The following is a 24,431-nucleotide window of genomic DNA, read 5'->3' as shown; positions in this document are numbered from 1 at the left end:
GTCGCGTCAAAAAAGTCGTGGGGTATTATATGGCAAGACGTTGATCCACCGATTTTTCAGCCGGTTTTCATGACCCTCACCGCCGCGCCCCGCCCCACCGACGCCCGCCTCGAACTGCTCACCGCCTGGCTCGCCGCGCGCGCCCCGCAATACGGCCTCGATCTCGCGACGCTCGCGCCCGCTTCCGCCGACGCCAGCTTTCGCCGCTACTTCCGCGTTGCGAGCGGCGGCGCGCACGGCGCGTCGCTGATCGCGGTCGATGCGCCGCCGCCGGAAAAATGCCGCGAATTCGTGCAGGTCGCGCAACGGCTCGCGGACGCGGGCGTGCACGTGCCGCGCGTGCTCGAAGCGGACTTCGACGCGGGGCTGATGCTGGTCACCGATCTCGGCACCGCGTCGTACCTCGCGGCGCTGACCGACGCCGGCCCCGGCCCGCGCTCGCGCGACCTGATGCGCGACGCGCTGGACACGCTGATCCGCTGGCAGTGCGCGTCGAAGCCGAACGTGCTGCCGCCGTTCGACGAAGCGTTCCTGCGCCGCGAGATGGAACTGATGCCCGAGTGGTATCTGCAACGCCATCTCGGCCGCGAAGTCGACGACGCGACGCGCGGCGTGCTCGACCGCACCTTCGCGCTGCTGGTCGCGAACGCGCTTGCGCAGCCGCAGGTGTTCATGCTGCGCGATTTCATGCCGCGCAACCTGATGATCGCGACGCCGAACCCCGGCGTGCTCGACTTTCAGGACGCGGTGTACGGGCCGATCACCTATGACGTCGCGTCGCTGCTGCGCGACGCGTTCATCGGCTGGGACGAGGAGTTCGAACTCGACTGCTTCGTGTACTACTGGGAACGCGCGAAGAAGGCCGGGCTGCCGGTCGATCCGGACTTCGGCGAGTTCTACCGGCAACTCGAATGGATGGGTCTGCAACGGCACATCAAGGTGCTCGGGCTGTTCTGCCGGATCCACTATCGCGACGGCAAGGCGCACTACATGGCCGACCTGCCGCGCTTCCTCGACTACGCCGGCAAGGTCGCGCATCGCTACCGGCCGCTCGGGCCGTTCGCGCGGCTGATCGACGACCTGCGCGGCCAGAGCGCCGCAGTCGGCTACACGTTCTGAACGTTCCGGATTCCCACGCCCACCATGAGCCTGCCCCGATGAGCCGCGCGCGCTTCGACCGCACGGCGATGATCTTCGCCGCCGGACGCGGCGAGCGGATGCGCCCGCTCACCGACACCTGTCCGAAACCGCTGCTGCGCGCGGGCGGCAAGCCGCTGATCGAATGGCAGATCGAACGGCTCGCGGCGGCCGGCTACACGACGATCGTAATCAACCATGCGTGGCTCGGCGCGCAGATCGAGGCGGCGCTCGGCGACGGCTCGCGCTGGAACGTCGCGCTGCGTTATTCGCCGGAGCACGACGCGCTCGAAACGGCCGGCGGCATCGCGCACGCGCTGCCGCTGATCGAGACGCGCGGCGAACCGGCGGTGTTCCTCGCGGTGAGCGGCGACGTGCACAGCGACTTCGATTACACGCGGCTCGACGCGCGCGCGGCCGGGCTCGCGTCGCAACCGGAGCCGGGCATGCATCTGGTGATGGTGCCGAACCCGCCGTTCCATCCGGCCGGCGACTTCGCGCTGACGGACGACGGGCTGCTGTCGCTCGACGCGGGCCTGCCGAGGCATACGTTCGGCAACATCGGCCTGTACGACACGCGGATGTTCCGCGCGCTGCCGCGCGGCGCGAAAGAAGCGCTGTCGCCGTACTATCGCGACGCGATCGCGCAGCGGCGCGCGAGCGGCGAACTGTACGACGGGAAATGGGAGAACGTCGGCACGCCGGCGCAACTGGCGGCGCTTGACCAGGAACTCGGCGGCAGCGGAAATTCACGCTGACGGCACGGCGGCACGGCAAAGCACGCAACACAAAGCGGCCTGCCGGCCGCCGAAGCCGCGCCGCTACAGCCTTGAGGGCGTTCCGCACCAGCAACGCCATGCCGGTCGTGAAGATCGCGAATGCCGTGTCCATCGCGCCATGCCGCGCCCACGGCACACCACGACGTCAGCGCCCGTCGATCGACGCCGGCGCGTCCGCATCCTCGCCCGCCGTCTGCGCGTGCTGCTGCTGAAGCGCCCACATCTGCGCGAACAGCCCGCCGACGCGCAGCAGTTCCGCATGCGTGCCGCGCTCGACGATCCGCCCGCGATCCATCACGATGATCTGGTCCGCATGCACGACCGTCGACAGCCGGTGCGCGATCACGAGCGTCGTCCGGTTGCGCGCGATCTGGTCGAGTTCGTGCTGGATCGCGCGTTCGGAGCGCGAATCGAGCGCGGACGTCGCTTCGTCGAACAGCAGGATCGGCGGCCGCTTCAGCAGCGTGCGCGCGATCGCGACGCGCTGCTTCTCGCCGCCCGACAGCTTCAGCCCGCGCTCGCCGACCGCCGTGTCATAACCTTTCGGCAGACTTTCGATGAACTCGTGGATGTGCGCGGCGCGCGCGGCCGCGATCACCTCGTCGCGCGTCGCGGCGGGCCGGCCGTATGCGATGTTGTAGTAGATCGTGTCGTTGAACAGCACCGTGTCCTGCGGCACGATGCCGATCGACGCGCGCAGCGAGTCCTGCGTGACGTCGCGGATGTCCTGTCCGTCGATCTGGATCGCGCCGCCGTTCGCGCGGTCGAGATCGTAGAAGCGGAACAGCAGCCGCGCGAGCGTCGACTTGCCCGAGCCGCTATGGCCGACCACCGCGGTCGTCGTGCCGGCCTCGATCGTGAAGCTCACGTCGTGCAGGATCTGCCGCGACGGCTCGTAGCCGAAGTTCACGTGCGAGAAACGCACTTGCGCGCCGCGCACCGCGAGCGGTTGCGCGTCGGGCGCGTCCGCGACTTCGCGCGACACGTTCATCAGCGAGAACATCCGGTCCATGTCGGTGAGGCTCTGCTTCAGCTCGCGATAGACGACGCCGAGGAAGTTCAGCGGAATGTACAGCTGCAGCATGAACGTGTTGATCAGCACGAGATCGCCGAGCGTCAGGCGCCCCGCCATCACGCCCTGCGTCGCGCGCCACAGGATGAACACGAGCCCGGTGCCGATGATCGCCTGCTGCCCGAAGTTCAGCGCGGACAGCGAATGCTGCGACTTGATCGCCGCCGCGCGGTAGCGTTGCAGGTTCTCGTCGTAGCGGTGCGTTTCCCACTCCTCGTTGCCGAAATACTTGACGGTCTCGTAGTTCAGCAGCGAGTCGATCGCGCGCGAGTTCGCGCGCGAATCGAGTTCGTTCATCGTGCGGCGGAAGTGCGTGCGCCACTCGGTCACCTTCACGGTGAACGCGATGTACGCGACGAGCGCGACCAGCGTGACGATCGCGTAATACGCGTCGTACTTCACGACGAAAAACGCGAGCACCAGGCCGACTTCGACGAGCGTCGGCAGGATGCTGTACAGCGAATACGAGATCAGTTGCGTGATGCCGCGCGTGCCGCGCTCGATGTCGCGCGACATGCCGCCCGTCTGCCGCTCCAGATGGAACCGCAGCGACAGTTCGTGCAGATGGCGGAACACCCTCAGCGCGAGTTGCCGCACCGCGCTTTCGGTGACTTTCGAGAACAGGATCTCACGCAGTTCGGTGAAGAGCGACGTGGACAGGCGCACGACCGCATACGCGACCACCAGCAGGCCGACGCCGCTCATCAGCACGATCGCGTCCGAATGCTCCGAGCGCCCGAGCGCGGTCAACTGCCGGACCGACGACAGGTTGTCGACGATGTGTTTCATCACGACCGGCACGCCGAGGTTCGCGACCTTCGCGCCGATCAGGCACGCGAGCGCGAACCCGACGCGCCAGCGGTACGTCGCCAGATACGGCAGCAGCGACAGGATCGTCTGCCAGTCGTTGCGGGGACCGGCGGCGAGCGGCAGGGATTCGTTCGGTGAGGAGGTGCGTCGCATGGGTATAACGGCAGGGGGACGGTCGCAGGGACGGCGGCGCGGGCCGCGGACCGTCGCCCGCGCGGGCCGCCGGGCGGGCCGCGCGCTTCGCGGCGGCGCGCTTTCCCGTACAATCCCTGACGAACCGTATTGTCGCAGAACGCAGCATGCGCCGCTTGCGGCCACCGTCGCGGCGGCATGCCTGGCCTGTGGCTGGCTTCTGCCGGACTTCTCCGAATTTCCCCGTACTGCCCGCTTTTCTCATGGACGCACCGATGACCGACCCCGTCTCCCTTCCGGAAAAACCGCCGGCGCTGCGCGTCGTTCCCCAGCCGTCGGACGCGAACGTCCACGGCGACGTGTTCGGCGGCTGGATCATGGCGCAGGTGGACATCGCCGGCTCGATTCCGGCGAGCCGCCGCGCGAACGGCCGCGTCGCGACCGTCGCGGTGAACTCGTTCGTGTTCAAGCAGCCGGTGTTCGTCGGCGACCTGTTGAGCTTCTATGCGGACATCGTGAAGACCGGCAACACGTCGGTGACCATCGACGTGACCGTGTACGCGCAGCGGATGCGCCTGTCCGACGAAGTCGTGAAAGTCACCGAAGCGACGCTCACCTACGTCGCGACCGACAGCGACCGCCGCCCGCGCGCGCTGCCTAAGCTGGACTGAGCCGCTCCGCGTAAGTGGCGCCCGCGTCCAGCAGCGCGGGGATCTGGTCGTTCGGCAGCGGCGCCGCGAAGAAATAACCCTGCATCTCGTCGCACGCGCGCTCGCGCAGGAACTCGAACTGCGCCGACGTCTCGACGCCCTCCGCGATCACCTCCAGTTGCAGCGAATGCGCGAGCGCGATGATCGCGGACGTGATCGTCTCGTTGTCGCCCGAGCGGCCGATATCCGACACGAACGAGCGGTCGATCTTCAGCCGGTCCACCGGCAGCCGCTTCAGGTAGCTGAGGCTCGAATAACCGGTGCCGAAGTCGTCCACCGCGAGGCCGACGCCGAGCGCGTGCAGTTCGTTCAGCATCGACACCGCCTCTTCCGCGTTGCGCATCAGCGCGCTCTCGGTCAGTTCGAGTTCGAGGCAGCCCGCGTCGAGCCCGGTTTCGTCCAGCACGCCGGTCACGAGCTTCGTGATGTCGCGCTGCTGGAACACCGTCGCGGAAATGTTCACCGACACCCGCGCGGGCGGCAGCCCGTCGTCCTGCCACGCCTTGTTCTGCCGGCACGCCTCGCGCAGCACCCATTCGGTCAATGAGCCGATCAGCCCGCTTTCCTCCGCGACCGGGATGAACTGCGACGGCGGCACCAGCCCGGCTTCCGGATCGCGCCAGCGCACGAGCGCCTCCATCCCGACGATGCGCCCGTCGCGCAGCGACACGAGCGGCTGGTAGTGCAGCAGCAGTTCGCCGTCGCGCAGCGCGCGGCGCAGCCGGCGTTCGAGGTTCATCCGCGCGTCGGCGCTCGCGTTCATCTCCGGCTGGAAGAACTGGTACGTGTTGCGGCCCATGTCCTTCGCGCGGTACATCGCGACGTCGGCCTTCTTCAGCAGCGTCTCGGCGTCGTCGCCGTCCTGCGGATACACGCTCGCGCCCATGCTGCACCCGACGTACAGCTCGGTGCGGCCGATCAGCACCGGCTCGGAGATCGCGGCGCGCGCACGCTCCATCCACGCGATCAGCGAGTCCTCGTCGACCTCGTCGGTCATCAGGATCACGAACTCGTCGCCGCCGTGCCGCGCGACCGTGTCGCCCGGCCCCGCGCAGCGCGACAGCCGCTCCGCGACCACGTACAGCAGCTCGTCGCCGATGCTGTGGCCGAGGCTGTCGTTCACGTTCTTGAAGCCGTCGAGGTCGATGAACACGACCGCGAGCCCGCGCTCGCGCCGCTGCGCGGCGACGAGCGCCTGCTGCAGCCGGTGGCGCAGCAGGTTGCGGTTCGGCAGCAGCGTCAGGCTGTCGTAGTTCGCCTGGTATTCGAGCTGCTCCTGATAGCGGATCAGCTCGCTCACGTCGTTGATGATGCCGATGTGGTGCGTCGTGCGGCCGTCCTGGTCCGGCACCGGCGCGATCAGCAACTGATTCCAGAACAGCGCGCCGTCCTTGCGGTAGTTGCGCAGCACCGCGCTCACCTCGCGGTTCGCGGCGAGCGCGTCGCGGATCGTGACCAGCCCTTCCTGGTCGCGGTCGTCGCGTTGCAGCAGCCGGCAGTCCTGGCCGATCACCTCGGCCGGATCGTAGCCGGTGATGCGCCGGAACGCCGGATTCGCGTATTCGATCAGATGCCCGCCCGGCCCCGGGCCGGTAATCACGATCGCGTTCACGCTCGCGTCGAGCGCGCGGCTTTGCAGCCGCAGCGCGAGGTCCGCGCGCCGGCGCTCGGTGGTGTCCGTGTACGAGCCGAGGATGCCGATCACGCGGCCCTCGCCGTCGAGCAGCGGCAGCTTGCTCGTGATCGTCGTGCGGCGCGCGCCGTGAATCGCGAGATCGACTTCGGCGTTCATCCGCGGCACGCCCGATTCGATCACGCCGTGGTCCTGCTCGCGCAACTGTTCCGCGTATTCGCGCCACGCGAGGTCGTGGTCGGTCTTGCCGACCACCTGCTCCGGATACGACAGGCCGGCATCGAGCGCGAACGCCATGTTGCAGCCGAGATAACGCGACTCGCGGTCCTTCCAGAAGATTCGCTGCGGGATGTTGTCGATCACCGTTTCGAGCATCTGGGTCGAGCGCCGCGCCTCGGCTTCGGCGGCGATCTGCGCGGTCACGTCGTCCGCGAGCACGAACACCGCCGCGCGGCCCATGAAGGTCAGCGAATGGTGCGAGATGTCGACGGTGATCATCGAGCCGTCGCGGCGCAGATGACGCCAGACGCCGGCCATCGTGCGGACCTGCTGCGTGAGCGTGTCCGAGCGCTGCAGATGCTGTTCGAGACGGTTCACGTCCTCCGGCGGGCGGATGTCGCGGATCGTCATCGTCAGGAATTCTTCCTCGGAGTAGCCGTACTGCTGGACCGTGGCCGCGTTCACCGCGAGAAAGCACAGCGTGTCGCGGTCGAACACGTACATCGGCACCGGATGCGCCTCGAAAAGCCCGTAGAAACGCTCCTCGCGCTGCCGCAGCCCGCGCAGCGCGAGCAGCTTGCGGCGCGCCGCGTGGTCGCGCGCGCCGAACACGTACACGAGCAGCGCCGCGCCGGCCGCGACGGCGACCGCGAGCAGCACCAGCGCGCGCCCGCTCGCGCGGCTCGCCTCCGCGAGCGAGCCGGCGACGGTCATGTCCAGCTGGCCTTGCAGCGTGGACAGCTTGTGCTCGACCTGGTCCAGTTCCTGGTCGAGCCGCATGTATTCGGCGCTGGTCGGCGGCGGGACGGCGGCCGGCGTCGGGCCGGGCGCGGCGGCGGCCGGCACGGCGGCCGCGCCGTGGGGCGCAACGGCGGCCGCGACGGCCGGTTCGGCGGCCCTGGCCGGCGAAACCGCCGCCGCCGATGCGGCGGCGGCAACCGAAGCGTCCGGCAACGCCGCGACGCCGGAGGCCGCGCCGGCCGCCGGCTCGCCCGGCGCTCGCGGCGTGCGAGCATGCGCGGCCGCGAGCGTCGCGTCGATGTCCTGCGCGACGGCTGTCGCGTCGCGGTTCGCGTCGTCGAACGCGCTCGCGAGCGCCGCGCTGCCGGCGAGGTCGGCGCGCAACTGGCTCGCCTGCGCGGCGAGCGCATGCGCGCGGCGGGACGCCGCGTCGAGATCCGCCGCCGTCTGCGCGCCGCGATCGATCCGCGCGAGCGCGCCCAGCCCGTCGTTCAGCGTGCTGCGGAAGCGGTCCAGCTCATGGCGGATGCGCGTCGCCTGCGCGGCCTTCGCATCGACGTCGCGCTGCGCGTCGATCTGCGCGTACGCGACGAATCCGATCGCGCCGACCGCCGCCGCGACGACCGCGAGGTTGATGAGCAGACGTGTCGTCAGATGAAGATTCATGGATTCCGAACGTCGTTCGTTCCGCGCGCGGGCCGCGCCGGGGGGCTGACGGCGATCCGCGGCGGTGGGCCGGCGAGCGTCGTGCCAACCCGAATAACGGCATCGTCCGGAAGAGCTTGAGGAAACAAAAAAAGGGCCGGCCGCGTCAGCGCGGCGCCGCGAGCCCGAATTCGCGCATCGCCGGCACGAAATCGTGGTTCGCCTCCGGCTTGCGCGACAGCTTCGCGAGCACGTAGCGCTGGAACGGCGCGAGTTGCGCCCACTGCGCGGCGGCGGGCGCCGCGAGCCCGGCGAGCGCCGCCTGACGGGCGACGCCCTCCGGCACCGTGGCCGCGTCGCGCCAGGCGGGCGACTCGTCCGGCGAGAACCATTCCGGCTCGACGTTCGCGTGCGTGCGCAGCATCTCGAACAGTGCATGATCGAAGTTCGGCTCGATCTGCGTGTCGTCGTCGACCGGGAAACGCGCGAGCAGACGCCGGTCCTCGTACGGCAGCAACTGCCACTGCGCGAGCGAGATGCGCAGGCCGAAGCGGTCCAGATTGAAGCGCACGGCCATCGGAATGAACGCGAGGTTCTCCGACGACGCGACCTCGAACTGGAACAGCAGCGGAGCTTCGTTCAATCCCATGACGGTGTCCTCGTTGGCGGCTTCGCCGGAACTTCGCTGGCGGCCGGGCTCGCGACGGCAGCGCGCCCGGCCGGCTTGAGGTATTTTAGAACCTTCCGCGCGGCCGGACGGCCGTGCGAACCGGAGTCGATCGTTAGATGAACCCACTGGAAACCGAAGCCCAGCCCGGCACTGTCGAGCTGGCCGTGCGCCGTCACCGCGACGGGCGCGTCGAAACGCTGGCCGACCACGTCGGCCAGGAATGGCCGGTCGCGCTCGTGTTCAACGGCATCTCGCATGCGGTGATGATGTGCACGCCGCGCGACCTCGAAGCGTTCGCGGTCGGCTTTGCGATCTCCGAGGGGATCGTCGGCCGCAACGCGGACATTCAGGACATCGAGGTCGCGTATCACGACGAAGGCGACCTGCCGCACGCGCAGGTGCAGCTGACCGTCGTGCAGCAGGCGTTCGCCGGCCTGAAGGAAAAGCGCCGCGCGCTCGCGGGCCGCACCGGCTGCGGCGTATGCGGGATCGAGAGCGTCGATCTGCTCGACCTCGAACCCGAGCTGGTGCCGGACACGGGCTTCCTCGCGCGCCTCGCGCCGGACGCGCTCGCGCGCGCCGCACGCGAGTTGCCCGCGCACCAGGCGCTGACGAAGCTCACAGGCGGCCTGCACGCGGCCGCGTGGTGCGACGCGAGCGGCGGGATCGTGCGCGCGTTCGAGGACGTCGGCCGCCACAACGCGCTCGACAAACTGATCGGGCAGTTGATCCTGGAACGCGTCGATCCGCAGCAGGGTTTCGTGTTCCTGTCGAGCCGCGCGAGCTACGAACTGGTGCGCAAGGCGGCGCGCGTCGGCATTCCGCTCGTCGCGACGATCTCCGCGCCGTCGTCGCTCGCGATCACGATCGCGAAGCGCGCGGGGCTGCGGCTTGTCAGCTTCTGCCGCGAATCGGGCTACGTCGACTATCAGACCGCGTGAGCGCACGCGCGGCGGGGCCGCCGCCGCGCATTAAGACCGCTCACATCGCGCGGCCGCCCGATCCGCTCAATCGAACTGCCGGAAGTCCGGCTTGCGCTTTTCGAGGAACGCGCTGAACGCCTCGCGCGCTTCCGGCGCGAGCAGCATCTTGCCGAAGTGCACCGACTCCTCGGCCATCTGCGTGCGGATCTCGTGCTCGCCCGCGCGCTTCATCAGCGTCTTCGTCGCGCGCAGCGACGCGGCCGGCAGCGCGGTCAGCTTCGCCAGTTGCGCGGCCACGAACGCGTCGAGTTCGGCGGCCGGCAGCACGCGGTTCACGAAGCCCATCCGGTGCGCCTCGGCCGCGTCGAACATGTCGCCGAGCAGCAGCTTTTCCGCCGCCGCCTGATAACCGGCGATGCGCGGCAGCAGCAGCGACGACGCGGCCTCCGGACACAGCCCCAGTTGCGCGAACGGCATCGCGAACCGCGCGGTGTCGGCCGCATAAACGAGGTCGCAGTGCAGCAGCATCGTCGTGCCGACGCCGATCGCCGCGCCGGCCACCGCCGCGACGAGCGGCTTGCCTGCGCTTGAGATCGCGAGCAGGAAGCGGAACACCGGCGACTCGTCGCCGGCCGGCGGCGACTTCAGGAAGTCCTCGATGTCGTTGCCCGCGGTGAAGATGTCCGCATGGCCGCGAAACAGGATCGCGCGCACCGTTGCGTCGTCGTGCGCGGCGTTCAGCGCGTCCACCATCGTCTGGTACATCGCCGGGGTCAGCGCGTTCCTGCGCGCGGGCCGGTCGATCGTGATCGTCAGCACGCCGTCCGCGCGCGCGACCTGAATGTCGTTGCTCATCCGTTCGTCTCCTGGTCGTTCTGATGCCTTCCAGTGAAAAACGGTTCGCAGACCGTGCAGCCTGCGAACCGTGTCGATGCCGTTCCGCGCGGGACCCGCCTACAGGCGCTCGATGATGCCCGCCGCGCCCATGCCGGTGCCGACGCACATCGTCACCATCCCGTACTTCAGGTTGCGCCGGCGCAGCGCGTGCACGACGGTGGACGAGCGGATCGCGCCAGTCGCGCCGAGCGGGTGGCCGAGCGCGATCGCGCCGCCGAGCGGGTTCACCTTCGCCGGATCGAGGCCGAGGTCCTGGATCACCGCGAGCGACTGCGCGGCGAACGCCTCGTTCAGCTCGATCCAGTCGAGGTCGTCCAGCTTGAGCCCGGCGGCCTTCAGCGCGGCCGGGATCGCTTCCTTCGGCCCGATGCCCATGATCTCCGGCGGCACGCCGCGCACCGCGAAGCTCACGAAGCGCGCGAGCGGCGTCAGGTCGAACTGCTTGAGCACCTTCTCCGACACGACGATCAGCGCGCCCGCGCCGTCCGACGTCTGCGAGCTGTTGCCCGCCGTCACCGAGCCCTTGTTCGCGAACACCGCGCGCAGCTTCGCGAGACCTTCCGCCGAGGTATCGGCGCGCGGGCCTTCGTCCTGCGCGACGACGCGGCTATCCACGCGAATCTGGCCGGTCGCGAGGTCCGGGAAACGCTCTGCGAGCGTGTACGGCGCGATCTCGTCCGCGAACTCGCCGGCCTGCTGCGCGGCGAGCGCGCGGCGGTGCGATTCGAGCGCGAACGCGTCCTGCGCCTCGCGGCTCACCTTCCAGCGCGTCGCGACCTGCTCGGCGGTCAGGCCCATCCCGTATGCGATGCCGATGTTCTCGTTCGTGTCGAAGATGTGCGGCGACAGCGACGGCTTGTTGCCCATCATCGGCACCATGCTCATCGACTCACAGCCGGCCGCGATCATCGCGTCGGCCTCGCCGACGCGGATGCGGTCCGCCGCCATCGCGAGCGCGGTCAGGCCCGACGCGCAGAAGCGGTTCACCGTGACGCCGCCGACCGTGTTCGGCAGCCCCGCCAGCAGCGCGCCGATCCGCGCGACGTTGAGGCCCTGCTCGGCCTCGGGAATCGCACAGCCGACGATCGCGTCCTCGATCACCTTCGTGTCGAGCCCCGGCACCTGCGCGACGGCCGCCTTGATCGCGTGCACCAGCAGTTCGTCCGGGCGGGTGTTCCTGAACACGCCGCGCGGCGCCTTGCCGATCGGCGTGCGGCTCGCGGCGACGATGTATGCGTCCTGCAACTGTTTGCTCATGTCTTGCTCCGATCCGTGTAACGTGCCGCGTCAGTTGCGCACCGGCTTGCCGGTCTGCAACAGGCCCATGATCCGCTCCTGCGTCTTCTGCGTGCCGAGCAGGTCGACGAACGCGCGGCGCTCCAGCGCCAGCAGCCATTCCTCGTCGACCAGGCTGCCCGCCTCCACGTCGCCGCCGCACACCGCTTCCGCGATGCGGCTCGCGATCAGGAAGTCATGCTCGCTGATGAAGCGGCCGTCGCGCAGGTTCACGAGCGACGCCTTGATCGTCGAGATCGCGGAGCGGCCCGCGACCGGAATCTGCGTCGGACGCAGCGGCGGACGGTAGCCGGCCGCCGCGAGCGCGCGCGCTTCCTGCTTCGCGGTGTCGAGCAGTTCGAACACGTTGAACACGATCGTGTCCGACGGCTTCAGGTAGCCCATCGCGCGCGCTTCGAGCGCGGAGCCGGACACCTTCGCCATCGCGGCATTCTCGAACGACTTCTGCAGGAACCGCAGCAGGTCGCCCGGCGCGGCGCCGACCGCGTTCGCCGCGTCGGCTGCGCGCAGCGCTGCTTCCTTCAGACCGCCGCCGGCCGGCACGAGACCAACGCCGACTTCGACCAGCCCGACATAACTCTCGACGTGCGCGACGCGCTTCGCGCTTTGCAGCATCAGTTCGCAGCCGCCGCCGAGCGCGATGCCCGACACCGCGGTCACGACCGGCACGTTCGCGTATTTCACGCGCAGCATGCTCTGCTGGAAGTTCTTCACGAACGGCTCGATGCCCTTCGCGCCGCCCATCATGAACGCGGGCATCGCCTCTTCGAGATTCGCGCCGGCCGAGAACGGGCCGCCCGGCGTGCCGAGCTTCAGCGACGTCGGCTGCCACACGACGACCGCCTTGTAGCGCTGCTCCGCGAGTTCGATCGCACGGATCAGCCCTTCGAGCACACCCGGGCCGATCGTGTTCATCTTGCTCTTGAACGACACGATCACGACGTCGTCCTCGCCCGCGCGGCTGTCGGTCCATGCGCGCACGTGCTCGGTCTCGAACAGCGTGTTGCCCCACTGCTTCGGATCGGCGCCCGCTTCCCCGGCAAGCGGCGCGCGGAACACCTGGCGTTCGTAGACCGGCAGCGTCGAGCGCGGCACGAAACGCTGCGCGGCCGGCGACCACGAGCCTTCGGCGGTATGCACGCCGCCCGCCTGCGCGACCGGGCCGTCGAACACCCACGCGGGCAGCGGTGCGCTCGCCAGTGCCTTGCCCGCGTCGATGTCTTCCTTCACCCATTCGGCGACCTGCTTCCAGCCGGCCGCCTGCCAGTCCTCGAACGGGCCTTCGTTCCAGCCGAAGCCCCAGCGGATCGCGAAGTCGACTTCACGCGCGTTGTCCGCGATCGATTCGAGATGCACCGCGATGTAGTGGAACACGTCGCGGAAGATCGCCCACAGGAACTGCGCCTGCGGATGCTGCGTCTCGCGCAACAGCTTCAGCCGCTCGGCGGGCGGACGCTTCAGGATGCGGCCGATCAGCTCGTCCGCCTTGCCGCCGCCGTCGACGTACTCGCCGCTATTCGGGTCGAGCACCTTGATGGTCTTGCCTTCCTTGCGATAGAAACCCGCGCCGCTCTTCTGGCCGAGCGCGCCCTTCTGCACGAGCGCCGCGAGCACCGCGGGCGTCTCGTAGACGGGGAAAAACGGATCGGCCGCGAGGTTGTCCTGCATCGTCTTGATGACGTGCGCCATCGTGTCGAGACCGACGACGTCGGCAGTGCGGAACGTCGCCGACTTCGCGCGGCCGAGACGGCTGCCGGTCAGGTCGTCCACCTCGTCGAAACGCAGGCCGAACTGCTTCGCCTCCGCGATCACCGCGAGGATCGAGAACACGCCGACGCGGTTCGCGATGAAGTTCGGCGTGTCCTTCGCGCGCACGACGCCCTTGCCGACGACGCTCGTCAGCAGCGTTTCGAGCTGGTCGAGGATTTCCGGCTTCGTATGTTCCGTCGGGATCAGTTCGACCAGGTGCATGTAGCGCGGCGGATTGAAGAAATGCACGCCGCAGAAGCGCGCCTTCAATGCGTCGTCGAAGCCCTTCGACAGTTCGGTGATCGACAGCCCCGACGTGTTGCTCGCGAAGATCGCGTTCGGGTTCAGGTGCGGCGCGACCTTGCGGTACAGGTCGTGTTTCCAGTCCATCCGCTCCGCGATCGCCTCGATCACGACGTCGCATTCCGCGAGCTTCTCGATGTCGTCCTCGTAGTTCGCGGGCGTGATGAACTGCGCGTCGTCCTTCACGCCGAACGGCGCGGGCGACAGCTTCTTCAGGTTCTCGATCGCCTTCAGCGCGATCGCGTTCTTCGGGCCTTCCTTCGCGGGCAGGTCGAAAAGGAGCACCGGCACGCGGGCGTTGATCAGGTGCGCGGCGATCTGCGCGCCCATCACGCCGGCGCCGAGCACGGCCACCTTGCGAATGATGAAATTGCTCACGTTGTTCCTCCAGCGGATATGCAATGTCGAGCGGATTGGGTCGGTGCGGGCGGCGCCGCGGGCCGTCGGCGGATGACGGGCAGCGCCGCGAGGGCCGGCGGCGCGACGTCGCGCGCCGGCCGGCTCTCGCCGTGATGCGGAATCAGAACAGCGCTTCGTCGACGTCCATCAGCGTCTTCGAACCCGCGCGCGCCTGGCGGATCGTCGCCGCCGTTTCCGGCAGCAGCTTCGCGAAGTAGAAACGCGCGGTCGCGAGTTTCGATTTGTAGAACGGATCGCCGGACGCTTCGTTGTCGAGCGCGATGCGCGCCATCCGCGCCCAGAAATACGAGAACACCAGATGGCCGGCGGTGCGCAGGTACGGCACCGCGGCCGCGCCGACCTCGTCCGGGTTCTGCATCGCCTTCATGCCGATTTCCATCGTCAGCTTCTGCATCTTGTCGCCGATGTCCGCGAGCGGGTTCACGAACTCCTGCATTTCCGGCTTCACGCCTTCGGCCTCGACGAAGTCGGTGACGAGCTTGCCGAACTTCTTCAGCTTCGCGCCCATGTCGCCGAGCACCTTGCGGCCCAGCAGGTCGAGCGACTGGATCGTGTTCGTGCCTTCGTAGATCTGGTTGATTCGCGCGTCGCGCACGTACTGCTCCATCCCCCACTCGGAGATGAAGCCGTGGCCGCCGTACACCTGCATGCCGAGGTTCGTGCTCTCGAACGCGTTGTCGGTCAGGAACGCCTTGATGACCGGCGTCAGCAGCGCGACGAGGTCGGCGGCTTCCTTGCGCGCGGCTTCGTCCGCGTGCGACAGCTCCTTGTCGATCTGCAGCGCCGCCCAGTACGTGAACGCGCGCGCGCCCTCGGCCCACGCCTTCTGCGTGAGCAGCATCCGGCGCACGTCCGGATGCACGATGATCGGATCGGCGGGCTTGTCCGGCGCCTTCGGGCCGGTCAGCGCGCGCATCTGCAAACGCTCCTTCGCATACGCAAGCGAGTTCTGGTACGCGACCTCGGTGAGCCCGAGCCCCTGCATGCCGACGCCGAGGCGCGCGGCGTTCATCATCACGAACATCGCGTTCAGGCCTTTGTTCGGCTCGCCGACGAGCCAGCCCTTCGCGTTGTCGAGATTGATGACGCAGGTCGCGTTGCCGTGAATGCCCATCTTGTGCTCGATCGAGCCGCACTTCACCGGATTGCGCTCGCCCGGCTCGCCGGCCGCGGTCGGGATGAACTTCGGCACGACGAAGAGCGAGATGCCCTTCGTGCCCTGCGGCGCGTCCGGCAGGCGCGCGAGCACGAGGTGCACGATGTTCCCGGCCATGTCGTGTTCGCCGCTCGAAATGAAAATCTTCGTGCCGCTGATCGCATACGAGCCGTCGCCGTTCGGCTCGGCCTTCGTGCGCAGGATGCCGAGATCGGTGCCGCAGTGCGGCTCGGTCAGGCACATCGTGCCGGTCCACACGCCGGACACGAGTTTCGGCAGATAGGTCTGCTGCTGCTCCGGCGTGCCGTGCGCGTGCAGGCATTCATACGCGCCGTGCGACAGGCCCGGATACATCGACCACGCCTGGTTCGCCGAATTCAGCATTTCGTACAGCGCATTGTTCACGAACGCGGGCAACCCCTGGCCGCCGTACTGCGGGTCGCAGCCGAGCGCCGGCCAGCCCGCCTCGACATACTGCCGGTACGCTTCCTTGAACCCGGTCGGCGTCGTCACGACGCCGTCGCCCGCGTAGGTGCAGCCTTCACGGTCGCCGACCTGATTCAGCGGAAACAGCACCTCGGAGCAGAACTTGCCCGCCTCCTCCAGCACCTGGTTGATCGTGTCGGCATCCAGATCCGCGTGCTTCGGCATCTGCTTCACTTCGCCTTCGACGTTCAGCAGTTCGTGCAGCACGAACTGCATGTCGCGCAGCGGGGCGGCGTACTGTCCCATGATGTCTTCTCTCCAAAGATTCGAGTTTTCCGGGCTGCCCGCAGCCGCCGCGCCGCCTCCGGCGTCGGCGGCCGCTAGCGGCCGTCGCTCTGATACGAAACAATCAGTTTTTCGAGCGCGGCCCACGCATGATCGACCGCGTCCGGCAGATGCAGGAAACGGCCGTCGTGATGCAGGCCGAGCGTCACGCTATACAGTTCGAACAGCATCAGCGCGGGATCGGTGTCGCGCCGCAAATGCCCTTCTTCGATGGCCTGCGAAATGGCCCGCAGCAGCGCCGCGCGCCACATCGTGACGCTCGCGACGAGCTGCTCGCGCACCTGGCTGTCCGCGCGATCGTCGTACTCGACCGCGCCGCTGATATAGATGCACCCGGTCGTCACTTCGTGGATGCGCTTCTCGAACCAGCGCGACAGCATTGCGCGCAGACGCGGCAGGCCGCGCGGCTCGCGCAGGCTCGGAAAGAACACTTCCTCCTCGAACCGCCGGTGATACTCGCGCACCACCTCGACCTGCAGATCCTCGCGCGAGCCGAAGTGCGCGAACACGCCGCTCTTGCTCATCTGCATGCGCTCGGCCAGCAGGCCGATCGTCAGTCCTTCGAGGCCGTCGCGGCCCGCGAGGTCCAGTGCTGCGTCGAGAATGGCGGCTCGTGTCTGTTCGCCTTTTCGCATAGCTTTTTTACCGTATCGATGTGGCAGGAATGGAATCGAACGGCCGTCCTATTGTTGTAGACGACCGTTCTCGAAACAAGGACTTTATTAGAAAGCGGTTTCTAACCCGTCCTCTAATTTTGCAGCAGCCGGGTGGCCTCCCGATTACATCCGCGACGACCCTTCGCGTCGCGGTGCGCCGCATGCAGCGCGTTCAGTCGTAACCTCCGACCGTCAGCAGCTTCATCGCCGCGCGATACGTCGAATACGCAAGCCAGTTCAGCGCGCGCTCCCACGCGGGACGCGCGTCGTAGTGCGCGCGGTCGATCGGCACCGCGTCGTCGAACGCGGCGAGGATGCATGCGCGCAGCTTCGCGATCTCCGGATGCAGCACCAGCAGCACGTTCGCCTCGTTGTTCAGCACAAGACTCAACGCGTCGAGGTTCGACGACCCGACGGTCCCCCACTTCGAATCGACGACCGCGACCTTCCCGTGCAGCATCGTCTTTTCGTACTCCGCAATCTGGACGCCCGCGCTCAGCAGCGCGTGATACAGGAACGGCACCGCGCGATCGAGCAGCGCGAACTCCTTGCGGCCGATCAGCAGCTTCACCGACACGCCGCGCGACGCGGCCTCGACGAGCGCGCGGCGCAGGCGCCGTCCCGGCATGAAATACGGATTCGCGAGCAGCACTTCGGTGCGCGCCTCCCCGATCGCGTCGAGATACGCCTTCTCGATCGCGCGGCGGTTCACGACGTTGTCGCGCGCGACGAACGCGACGCACGGCACGCGCGCGGTACGCGGGTCGCGCACGCTCGCGCGCAGACGCGCACGCAGCCGTTCGATCAGGCGCGCCGCGCGATTCTGCGACATCCGGTGCGGGCCTGCTGCCTGCGCCGGATCGGTCGAAGGCCGCGCGACGTATTGGGACGAAGACGACGAAGAAGCAGTGGGCGCAGGCGCGGCGCGCGGCGCGCCGGGGCCGACGCCGGCCGTCGCGGGCACGGCGGGAAAAAGCGGCGACGCGGACGACGCGACGGTCTGCAACGCCGGCCGATGGCCGAGCCGGATGCGCCGCCACTGCAACTCGACTGCCTCGCGCACGTCGACGACGACCGGTCCGCTCAGTTCGACCGCGAAGTCCCAGCGCGGAAACGGCAACGGCTTGCCGTTCTGGTCGAGATCGTCGACGACGTTGATGCCGCCGCAATACGCATACAGGTCGTCGATCACCGCGAGCTTGCGATGCGTGCGCGAAAAGCCGAAGCTGCCGAACAGATGCGGATTGTAGATCCGGTGCTCGACGCCGGCCGCGCGCCACGTGTCGAACAGCGCGAGCCGCGCGGTGCCGATGCCGTCGGTAATCACGCGCACGCGCACGCCGCGGCCGGCCGCGCGGATCAGCGCGGCCGACAGCGCCTGACCGACCGCGTCGTCGCAGAAGATGTAGGTTTCGAGCGCGACGTCGCGCGTCGCGGTGTCGATCCGCTCGATCAGCGCACCAAACAGTTCGGTCCCTGAACAAAACAGCTTCACGTCGTTGCCGCTCGTGAAGCGGTAGCGCGACCGATAGCGCCGGCCGAGCAGCAACTGGCGCAATTGCATCCTGCTGCGGTGGTCGACGTCGATCATCATGACGCTCCGGGCGGGCGTCCTGCTTCGCGCAGACGCGCGGGCAGTTGCAGGATCGCGTCGCGGTTCGACGACGAGAAGCAGCGCGCGGCCGCCTCTTCATACGGCAGCCACAGCCACGCGGTGTGCTCGCGCGGCGCGAGCGTCACGTCGACGCGACGCGGCACGCGCAGGCTGAACCAGTGCTCGGTGTTGCGCGTGACGCCCGGCGCATAACGATGACGCCACACTGGATAGATCTCATATTCGATTTCCCTGCGCCAGTCGACGAGCGCATCGGCCGGCACGTCCGGCGTGCCGACCACGATGCCGGTCTCCTCCGCGACCTCGCGCGCCGCGGTCAACGCGAACGGTTCGTCGAGCTGATCCTTCGAGCCGGTGACCGACTGCCAGAAGCCGGGCCGGTCCGCGCGCTCGATGATCAGCACGTCCAGTTGCGGCGTATGGATGACGACAAGTACGGATTCCGGAATCTTCGGCGGCTTCTGCATGATGACGGGCATTCGGATGGCTCGTGCGAGGGTGCAATAGTGCAATGGTGCGGCTGGCCGCGATTATCGCGGCAGCCGCGCACAGGCTTACGCCAAATGTATCGCAAAAAGCAAAAAAGGCGCTCGATGCGCCTTTTCCATGTCGGATTGCCTGTTCGCGTGATGCCGGGCGAGCGTCCCGGCCAGCCGGCCGGGACCACCCGATGCGGCCCGCCGGCCGCGTCGCGTATGAGTTACTGCGCGACCTTCTGCTCGGGCTGACGCAGACGGATGTGCAGTTCGCGCAGTTGCCGCTCGTCCACCGGGCTCGGCGCCTGAGTCAGCAGGCATTGCGCGCGCTGCGTCTTCGGGAACGCGATCACGTCGCGGATCGAATCGGCGCCCGCCATCATCGTGACGATGCGGTCGAGGCCGAACGCGATGCCGCCATGCGGCGGCGCGCCGTACTGCAGCGCGTCGAGCAGGAAGCCGAACTTCGAGCGCGCTTCCTCCGGGCCGATCTTCAGCGCGCGGAACACCTTGCTCTGCACTTCCTCGCGATAGATCCGCACCGAACCGCCGCCGATTTCCCAGCCGTTCAGCACCATGTCGTAAGCCTTCGCGAGACAGCGGCCCGGATCGGTTTCCAGGTATTCCAGATGCTCGTCCTTCGGGCTCGTGAACGGATGGTGCGCGGCGACGTAGCGGTTCTCTTCCTCGTCGAACTCGAACATCGGGAAGTCGATCACCCACAGCGGCTTCCAGCCCGCTTCCACGAGGCCGTTCGCCTTGCCGAATTCCGAGTGGCCGATCTTCAGGCGCAGCGCGCCGAGGCTGTCGTTGACGACCTTCGCGCGATCCGCCGCGAAGAAGATGATGTCGCCGTCCTGCGCGCCGGTGCGCTCCAGGATCGCGGCGATCGCCGCGTCGTGCAGGTTCTTCACGATCGGGCTTTGCAGGCCGTCACGACCCTTCGCGACCTCGTTGACCTTGATCCACGCGAGACCCTTCGCGCCGTAGATGCGCACGAACTCGGTGTAGCCGTCGATGTCGCCACGCGACAGCTCGCCGCCCTTCGGCACGCGCAGCGCCGCGACGCGGCCGTCCTTCGTGTTGGCCGGCGTGCTGAACACCTTGAAGTCGACGTCCTTCATCGCATCGGTCAGCTCGGTGAATTCGAGCTTCACGCGCAGGTCAGGCTTGTCCGAGCCGAAGCGGCGCATCGCTTCCGAATACTTCATCACGGTGAACTTCGGATCCAGCTCGACGCCGATCGTTTCCTGGAACACGTGACGCGCCATGTCCTCGAACAGGTCGCGGATTTCCTGCTCGTCGAGGAACGACGTTTCGCAGTCGATCTGCGTGAATTCCGGCTGGCGATCCGCGCGCAGGTCTTCGTCGCGGAAGCACTTGACGATCTGGTAGTAGCGGTCGAAGTTCGCGACCATCAGCAACTGCTTGAACAGTTGCGGCGACTGCGGCAGCGCGAAGAACTGGCCCGCGTTCACGCGCGACGGCACGAGGTAGTCGCGCGCGCCTTCCGGCGTGCTCTTCGTGAGCATCGGCGTTTCGATGTCGATGAAACCGCGCGAGTCGAGATACTTGCGCACGGCCATCGTCACGCGATAACGCAGGCGCAGGTTGTGCTGCATCTGCGGACGGCGCAGATCGAGCACGCGATGCGTGAGGCGCGTCGTCTCGGACAGGTTGTCGTCGTCGAGCTGGAACGGCGGCGTGACCGACGCGTTCAGCACGTTCAGCTCGTGGCACAGCACTTCGATCTGGCCGCTCTTCAGCGTCGCGTTGACCGTGCCTTCCGGACGGTTGCGCACGACGCCCTTGACCTGCACGCAGAACTCGTTGCGCACGCCTTCCGCGACCTTGAACATCTCGGCGCGATCCGGATCGCAGACCACCTGAACGAGGCCCTCGCGATCGCGCAGGTCGATGAAGATGACCCCGCCATGATCGCGGCGGCGATGCACCCATCCGCACAGCGAAACGGTTTGGCCCAGCAGCTGTTCGGTCACCAGACCGCAGTATTCAGATCTCATCGACATGATGTTCGTCTTTCGTTATGCATGAATTGAACGGGCTCGCGGCGCACCGGCGCGGCGTCCCGGTATTACAGCGGAGGATCGACAGGACGCCTTGCCGGTGAAGCTGGCGCGACGACACCCATCGAAACAATATACTTGAGCGCGGCATCGACGGTCATGTCCAGCTCGACCACCTCGCGCTTCGGCAGGATCAGGAAGAAGCCCGACGTCGGATTCGGCGTCGTCGGCACGTAGACGCTCACGTGGTCTTCATGCAGGTGGTTGACCACGTCGCCGCCCGGGATGCCGGTCAGGAATGCGATTGTCCACGAGCCCTTGCGCGGGTATTCGATCAGCAGCGCCTTGCGAAACGCGTTGCCGTTGCTCGACAGCAGCGTGTCGGACACCTGCTGGATGCTGCTGTACAGCGGACCGACGAGCGGGATGCGGCGCACGATCGCGTTCCACCACTCGACGAGCTTCTGCCCGATGAAGTTATGCGTGAGCACCCCGACCACGAAGATGAACGCGATCGTCAGCACCGCGCCGAGCCCCGGCAGCTTCACGCCGAACAGCCGCTCCGGCTGCCACGATTCGGGCAGCAGCAGCAGCGTCTGATCCATCGTGCCGATGACCAGGCTCAGCACCCACAGCGTGATCGCGAGCGGCACCAGCACCAGCAGCCCGGTCAGGAACACCGTCTTGAGCGTCGTCGTTTTCTTCGTCGTCATGTAACCGCCGTAACCGCCATCGGGCCGCGCGGGACTCGCCGCAGCGCTTGCGTGACCGGGTCGGCAGGACCCGGACCACCGTTTCTCAGGAACCGTCGGCCGTGCCGGCCGCGGTGCTCGCCGATGCGGACGGCGAGGCGGACGTCGCGGCATCGCCGCCGTCACCGCCCGCCGTCTTGCCGCTGTCGGATGCCGCCGCGTCGCCTGCGGGTTTCGCGCCGGTCGCCGGCGCACTATTGCTGCCGCTGCCGCCGCGGAAATCGGTCACGTACCAGCCGGAACCCTTCAGCTGGAAGCCCGCAGCGGTCACCTGCTTGCGGAACGCGTCCTTGCCGCAGCTCGGGCACTGCGTCAGCGGCGCGTCGCTGAGCTTTTGCAGCACGTCCTTCGCGAAGCCGCAGGCGTCGCAGCGATAAGCGTAGATCGGCATGATCTCTTTCCTGATGAAATTCTGATAAATGCTTGCAAAGCCTTGAATTATAGCCGCAAACGGTCGGCCGGCCTGGGAATTGCCGGACGCTCGAAGTCCGGCCCGCGCGCGGCGTGGTGCGCGACGCGGCGTTCGCGCAGATTGGGACGGCTTGCCGCGGATCAAGACCCGCGCGGCGTCTTCGCCGCGCGCCGGCGCCACGTGATCCAGCGCTCGCGGCCCGCGAACACCGGCAGCGAGCCGTCGACCGGCCGGTCGTCGATCAGTTCGAAGTGCGGCGCGAGCAGCCCGTCGAGTTCCGCGCGGTCGATGCCGAACGGCGGGCCTTTCGGCGTGTCGCCGATGAAGAAGAAGCCGGCGAGCAGCCCGCCCGGCGGCAGCAGTTCGGCCATCCGCGCCGCATACCGGCCGCGCTGCGCTTTCGGCAGCGCGCACAGGAACGCCCGTTCGAAAATCCAGCCGGGCGTGAAAGGCGGCCGATACGCGTAGAAGTCGGCCTGCTCGATAACCGGCGCGTGTTCGCCCAACACCGCGCGGGCATTCGCGACCGCGACCGCGGCGAAGTCGATCGCGCGCACTTCGTAACCCCGCTCGACGAGCCAGCGCGCCTCCCACGCGTTGCCGCAGCCGGGAATCAGCACCGGCAGCCCCGCGTGCGCGACCGCGAACGCCTCGAACGCCGGCTGCACGCCCTGTTGGTCCCACGGCGTGAAACCCTGTTCGAACCGCTCGTCCCAGAACGCCGGCTGCGCCGGGTCGCGAGTCGTGAATTCCGGCATGCCCGCGGCGGGCTGCGATGGGCGTTTCGGTTCGTTCATCCCGAATCTCCGGATCGTGGCTGCGGGTTTCGCGCGCGACGCGTCAACCGCCGTACGCGAACGCGAGCCATACGCGCGCGGCAACCATCCCCACGCCGACCGCGATGCCGAATACGAGCAGCCCTTGCAGCAGCCGATTGGTGCGGCGCTGCTCGGCGAGGATCAGCCGGATCGTCTCGTCGTTCGCCGGGCGCGCGGGGTCCTGCCGGTGCAGCAGCGCCTGATGCACGAGGCGCGGCAGTTGCGGCAGCGTCTTGCTCCACTGGGGCGCTTCGACCTTGAAGCGCTCGTACCAGCCGCGCAGCCCGATCTGCTCGGTCATCCAGCGTTCCAGATACGGCTTCGCGGTCTTCCACAGGTCGAGTTCAGGGTCGAGCGAGCGCCCGAGCCCTTCGACGTTGAGCATCGTCTTTTGCAGCAGCACCAGTTGCGGCTGGATCTCGACGTTGAAGCGGCGCGACGTCTGGAAGAGCCGCAGCAGCACCTGGCCAAGCGAGATGTCCTTCAGCGCGCGGTCGAAGTACGGCTCGCACACCGCGCGGATCGCGCTTTCCAGCTCCTCGACGCGCGTATGCGGCGGCACCCATCCGGACTCGATGTGCAGCGTCGCGACGCGGTGATAGTCGCGCTTGAAGAACGCGAGAAAGTTCTGCGCGAGATAGTTCTTGTCGAAGTCGGACAGCGCGCCGACGATCCCGAAGTCGAGCGCGATGTAGCGCCCGAAGTGCGCGGGATCGAGGCTCACCTGGATGTTGCCCGGGTGCATGTCCGCGTGAAAGAAGCCGTCGCGGAACACCTGCGTGAAGAAAATCTCGACGCCTTCGCGCGCGAGCTTCGGAATGTCGACGCCGGCCGCGCGCAGCCGCTCGACCTGGCTGATCGGCACGCCGACCATCCGCTCCATCACCAGCACGGTCGGCGTGCAGAATTCCCAGTACATCTCCGGCACGAGCAGCAGATCGAGGCCCAAGAAGTTGCGGCGCAGCTGGCTGCCGTTCGCGGCCTCGCGCATCAGGTCGAGTTCGTCGTGCAGGTATTTGTCGAACTCCGCGACGACCTCGCGCGGCTTCAGCCGCTTGCCGTCCGCCCACAGCCGCTCGGCCCAGACCGCGATGTCGCGCAGCAGCGCGAGGTCCGAGTCGATCACCGGCAGCATGTTCGGCCGCAGCACCTTCACTGCGACCGCCTTGCCCGCGTGCTGGCCGCTGCGGATCTTCGCGAAGTGGACCTGCGCGATCGACGCGCTCGCGATCGGCACCTTCTCGAACTCGTCGAACAGCACGTCCACCGGCGCGCCGAGCGACTTCTCGATGAGGCCGATCGCGACGTCCGAGTCGAACGGCGGCACCTGGTCCTGCAGCTTCGCGAGTTCGTTCGCGATGTCGAGCGGCAGCAGGTCGCGCCGCGTCGACAGCACCTGGCCGAACTTCACGAAGATCGGCCCGAGGCTTTCGAGCGCAAGACGCAGCCGCACGCCCGGCGGTTGATCGAAGCGGCGGCCGATCGTCGTGATCCGCAGCAGCAGCCGCACGCGCCGGTCGTTGATCCGGCTCAACATCATTTCGTCGAGCCCGAAGCGGATGACCGTATAGAAAATCTTCAGGAAACGCAGCAAGCGCATGTTTCTAAGGCC

At 67.8% G+C, this 24,431-nt stretch carries 19 protein-coding genes; 4 read left to right on the top strand and 15 right to left on the bottom strand.

Features of this window, described 5'->3' with window-relative positions; translation table 11 throughout:
• Positions 1-69 precede the first annotated feature (69 nt).
• Positions 70-1,119, top strand: coding sequence for an aminoglycoside phosphotransferase family protein (locus BLV92_RS03965; RefSeq protein ID WP_177197948.1), 1,050 nt, complete (start codon positions 70-72; stop codon positions 1,117-1,119).
• 68 nt (positions 1,120-1,187) lie between these two features.
• The gene (gene murU / locus BLV92_RS03960) at positions 1,188-1,895 is read left to right on the top strand and encodes an N-acetylmuramate alpha-1-phosphate uridylyltransferase MurU (protein WP_090546809.1); all 708 of its coding nucleotides are present in this window, start codon (positions 1,188-1,190) and stop codon (positions 1,893-1,895) included.
• A gap of 166 nt (positions 1,896-2,061) precedes the next feature.
• Here murU and BLV92_RS03955 read toward each other — a convergent pair whose 3' ends face one another.
• On the bottom strand, positions 2,062-3,951 hold the full coding sequence (locus BLV92_RS03955) for an ABCB family ABC transporter ATP-binding protein/permease (RefSeq protein WP_090542438.1): 1,890 nt from the start codon (positions 3,949-3,951) through the stop codon (positions 2,062-2,064).
• Positions 3,952-4,205: 254 nt separating this feature from the next.
• Here BLV92_RS03955 and BLV92_RS03950 point away from each other — a divergent pair, with 254 nt between their 5' ends.
• Entirely contained in the window at positions 4,206-4,601 is a 396-nt protein-coding gene (locus BLV92_RS03950) for an acyl-CoA thioesterase (protein WP_090542436.1), read from the top strand.
• Here BLV92_RS03950 and BLV92_RS03945 read toward each other — a convergent pair.
• Entirely contained in the window at positions 4,588-7,899 is a 3,312-nt protein-coding gene (locus BLV92_RS03945; RefSeq protein WP_090542434.1) for a sensor domain-containing protein, read from the bottom strand. The genes BLV92_RS03950 and BLV92_RS03945 overlap by 14 nt on opposite strands.
• A gap of 145 nt (positions 7,900-8,044) precedes the next feature.
• The gene (locus BLV92_RS03940) at positions 8,045-8,527 is read right to left on the bottom strand and encodes a nitrate reductase associated protein (RefSeq protein ID WP_090542432.1); all 483 of its coding nucleotides are present in this window, start codon (positions 8,525-8,527) and stop codon (positions 8,045-8,047) included.
• Positions 8,528-8,664: 137 nt separating this feature from the next.
• Here BLV92_RS03940 and fdhD point away from each other — a divergent pair, with 137 nt between their 5' ends.
• Entirely contained in the window at positions 8,665-9,489 is an 825-nt protein-coding gene (fdhD, locus tag BLV92_RS03935) for a formate dehydrogenase accessory sulfurtransferase FdhD (protein WP_090542430.1), read from the top strand.
• 66 nt (positions 9,490-9,555) lie between these two features.
• Here fdhD and BLV92_RS03930 read toward each other — a convergent pair whose 3' ends face one another.
• The 12 genes from BLV92_RS03930 to ubiB form a co-directional block, all read right to left on the bottom strand.
• Entirely contained in the window at positions 9,556-10,326 is a 771-nt protein-coding gene (locus tag BLV92_RS03930) for an enoyl-CoA hydratase (protein ID WP_090542428.1), read from the bottom strand.
• Positions 10,327-10,425: 99 nt separating this feature from the next.
• Positions 10,426-11,625: an acetyl-CoA C-acyltransferase gene (locus BLV92_RS03925; protein ID WP_090542426.1), complete on the bottom strand. Its 1,200-nt coding sequence runs from the start codon at positions 11,623-11,625 to the stop codon at positions 10,426-10,428.
• Positions 11,626-11,655: 30 nt separating this feature from the next.
• On the bottom strand, positions 11,656-14,094 hold the full coding sequence (locus BLV92_RS03920) for a 3-hydroxyacyl-CoA dehydrogenase/enoyl-CoA hydratase family protein (protein ID WP_090542424.1): 2,439 nt from the start codon (positions 14,092-14,094) through the stop codon (positions 11,656-11,658).
• A gap of 142 nt (positions 14,095-14,236) precedes the next feature.
• Positions 14,237-16,024 (bottom strand): acyl-CoA dehydrogenase C-terminal domain-containing protein, encoded by a 1,788-nt coding sequence (locus BLV92_RS03915; protein WP_090542422.1) that lies wholly within the window; start codon positions 16,022-16,024, stop codon positions 14,237-14,239.
• A gap of 74 nt (positions 16,025-16,098) precedes the next feature.
• Positions 16,099-16,698: a TetR/AcrR family transcriptional regulator gene (locus BLV92_RS03910; protein ID WP_090542420.1), complete on the bottom strand. Its 600-nt coding sequence runs from the start codon at positions 16,696-16,698 to the stop codon at positions 16,099-16,101.
• 193 nt (positions 16,699-16,891) lie between these two features.
• Positions 16,892-18,310, bottom strand: coding sequence for a phospholipase D-like domain-containing protein (locus BLV92_RS33060; RefSeq protein ID WP_090542419.1), 1,419 nt, complete (start codon positions 18,308-18,310; stop codon positions 16,892-16,894).
• A complete protein-coding gene (nudB, locus tag BLV92_RS03900; protein ID WP_090546807.1) occupies positions 18,310-18,801 on the bottom strand; it encodes a dihydroneopterin triphosphate diphosphatase in 492 nt (163 codons plus the stop codon). Before nudB ends, BLV92_RS33060 begins: the two co-directional genes overlap by 1 nt.
• A 233-nt stretch (positions 18,802-19,034) precedes the next feature.
• Positions 19,035-20,840: an aspartate--tRNA ligase gene (gene aspS / locus BLV92_RS03895; RefSeq protein WP_090542417.1), complete on the bottom strand. Its 1,806-nt coding sequence runs from the start codon at positions 20,838-20,840 to the stop codon at positions 19,035-19,037.
• Between the two features lie 65 nt (positions 20,841-20,905).
• A complete protein-coding gene (locus tag BLV92_RS03890) occupies positions 20,906-21,550 on the bottom strand; it encodes a DUF502 domain-containing protein (protein WP_090542415.1) in 645 nt (214 codons plus the stop codon).
• 85 nt (positions 21,551-21,635) lie between these two features.
• On the bottom strand, positions 21,636-21,980 hold the full coding sequence (locus BLV92_RS03885; protein WP_090542414.1) for an FmdB family zinc ribbon protein: 345 nt from the start codon (positions 21,978-21,980) through the stop codon (positions 21,636-21,638).
• Between the two features lie 161 nt (positions 21,981-22,141).
• Positions 22,142-22,798 carry a methyltransferase domain-containing protein gene (locus tag BLV92_RS03880; protein WP_090542411.1) on the bottom strand — a complete coding sequence of 219 codons (657 nt, stop codon included), beginning with the start codon at positions 22,796-22,798 and terminating at the stop codon, positions 22,142-22,144.
• 43 nt (positions 22,799-22,841) lie between these two features.
• Positions 22,842-24,419 carry a ubiquinone biosynthesis regulatory protein kinase UbiB gene (gene ubiB / locus BLV92_RS03875; protein WP_090542409.1) on the bottom strand — a complete coding sequence of 526 codons (1,578 nt, stop codon included), beginning with the start codon at positions 24,417-24,419 and terminating at the stop codon, positions 22,842-22,844.
• Positions 24,420-24,431 lie beyond the last annotated feature (12 nt).

This window comes from Paraburkholderia caballeronis (assembly GCF_900104845.1).
GTDB classification, from domain to species: Bacteria; Pseudomonadota; Gammaproteobacteria; order Burkholderiales; family Burkholderiaceae; genus Paraburkholderia; species Paraburkholderia caballeronis.
The sequence above is the reverse complement of the archived record's forward strand: the minus strand, read 5'-3'. Positions and strand labels throughout refer to the sequence as shown.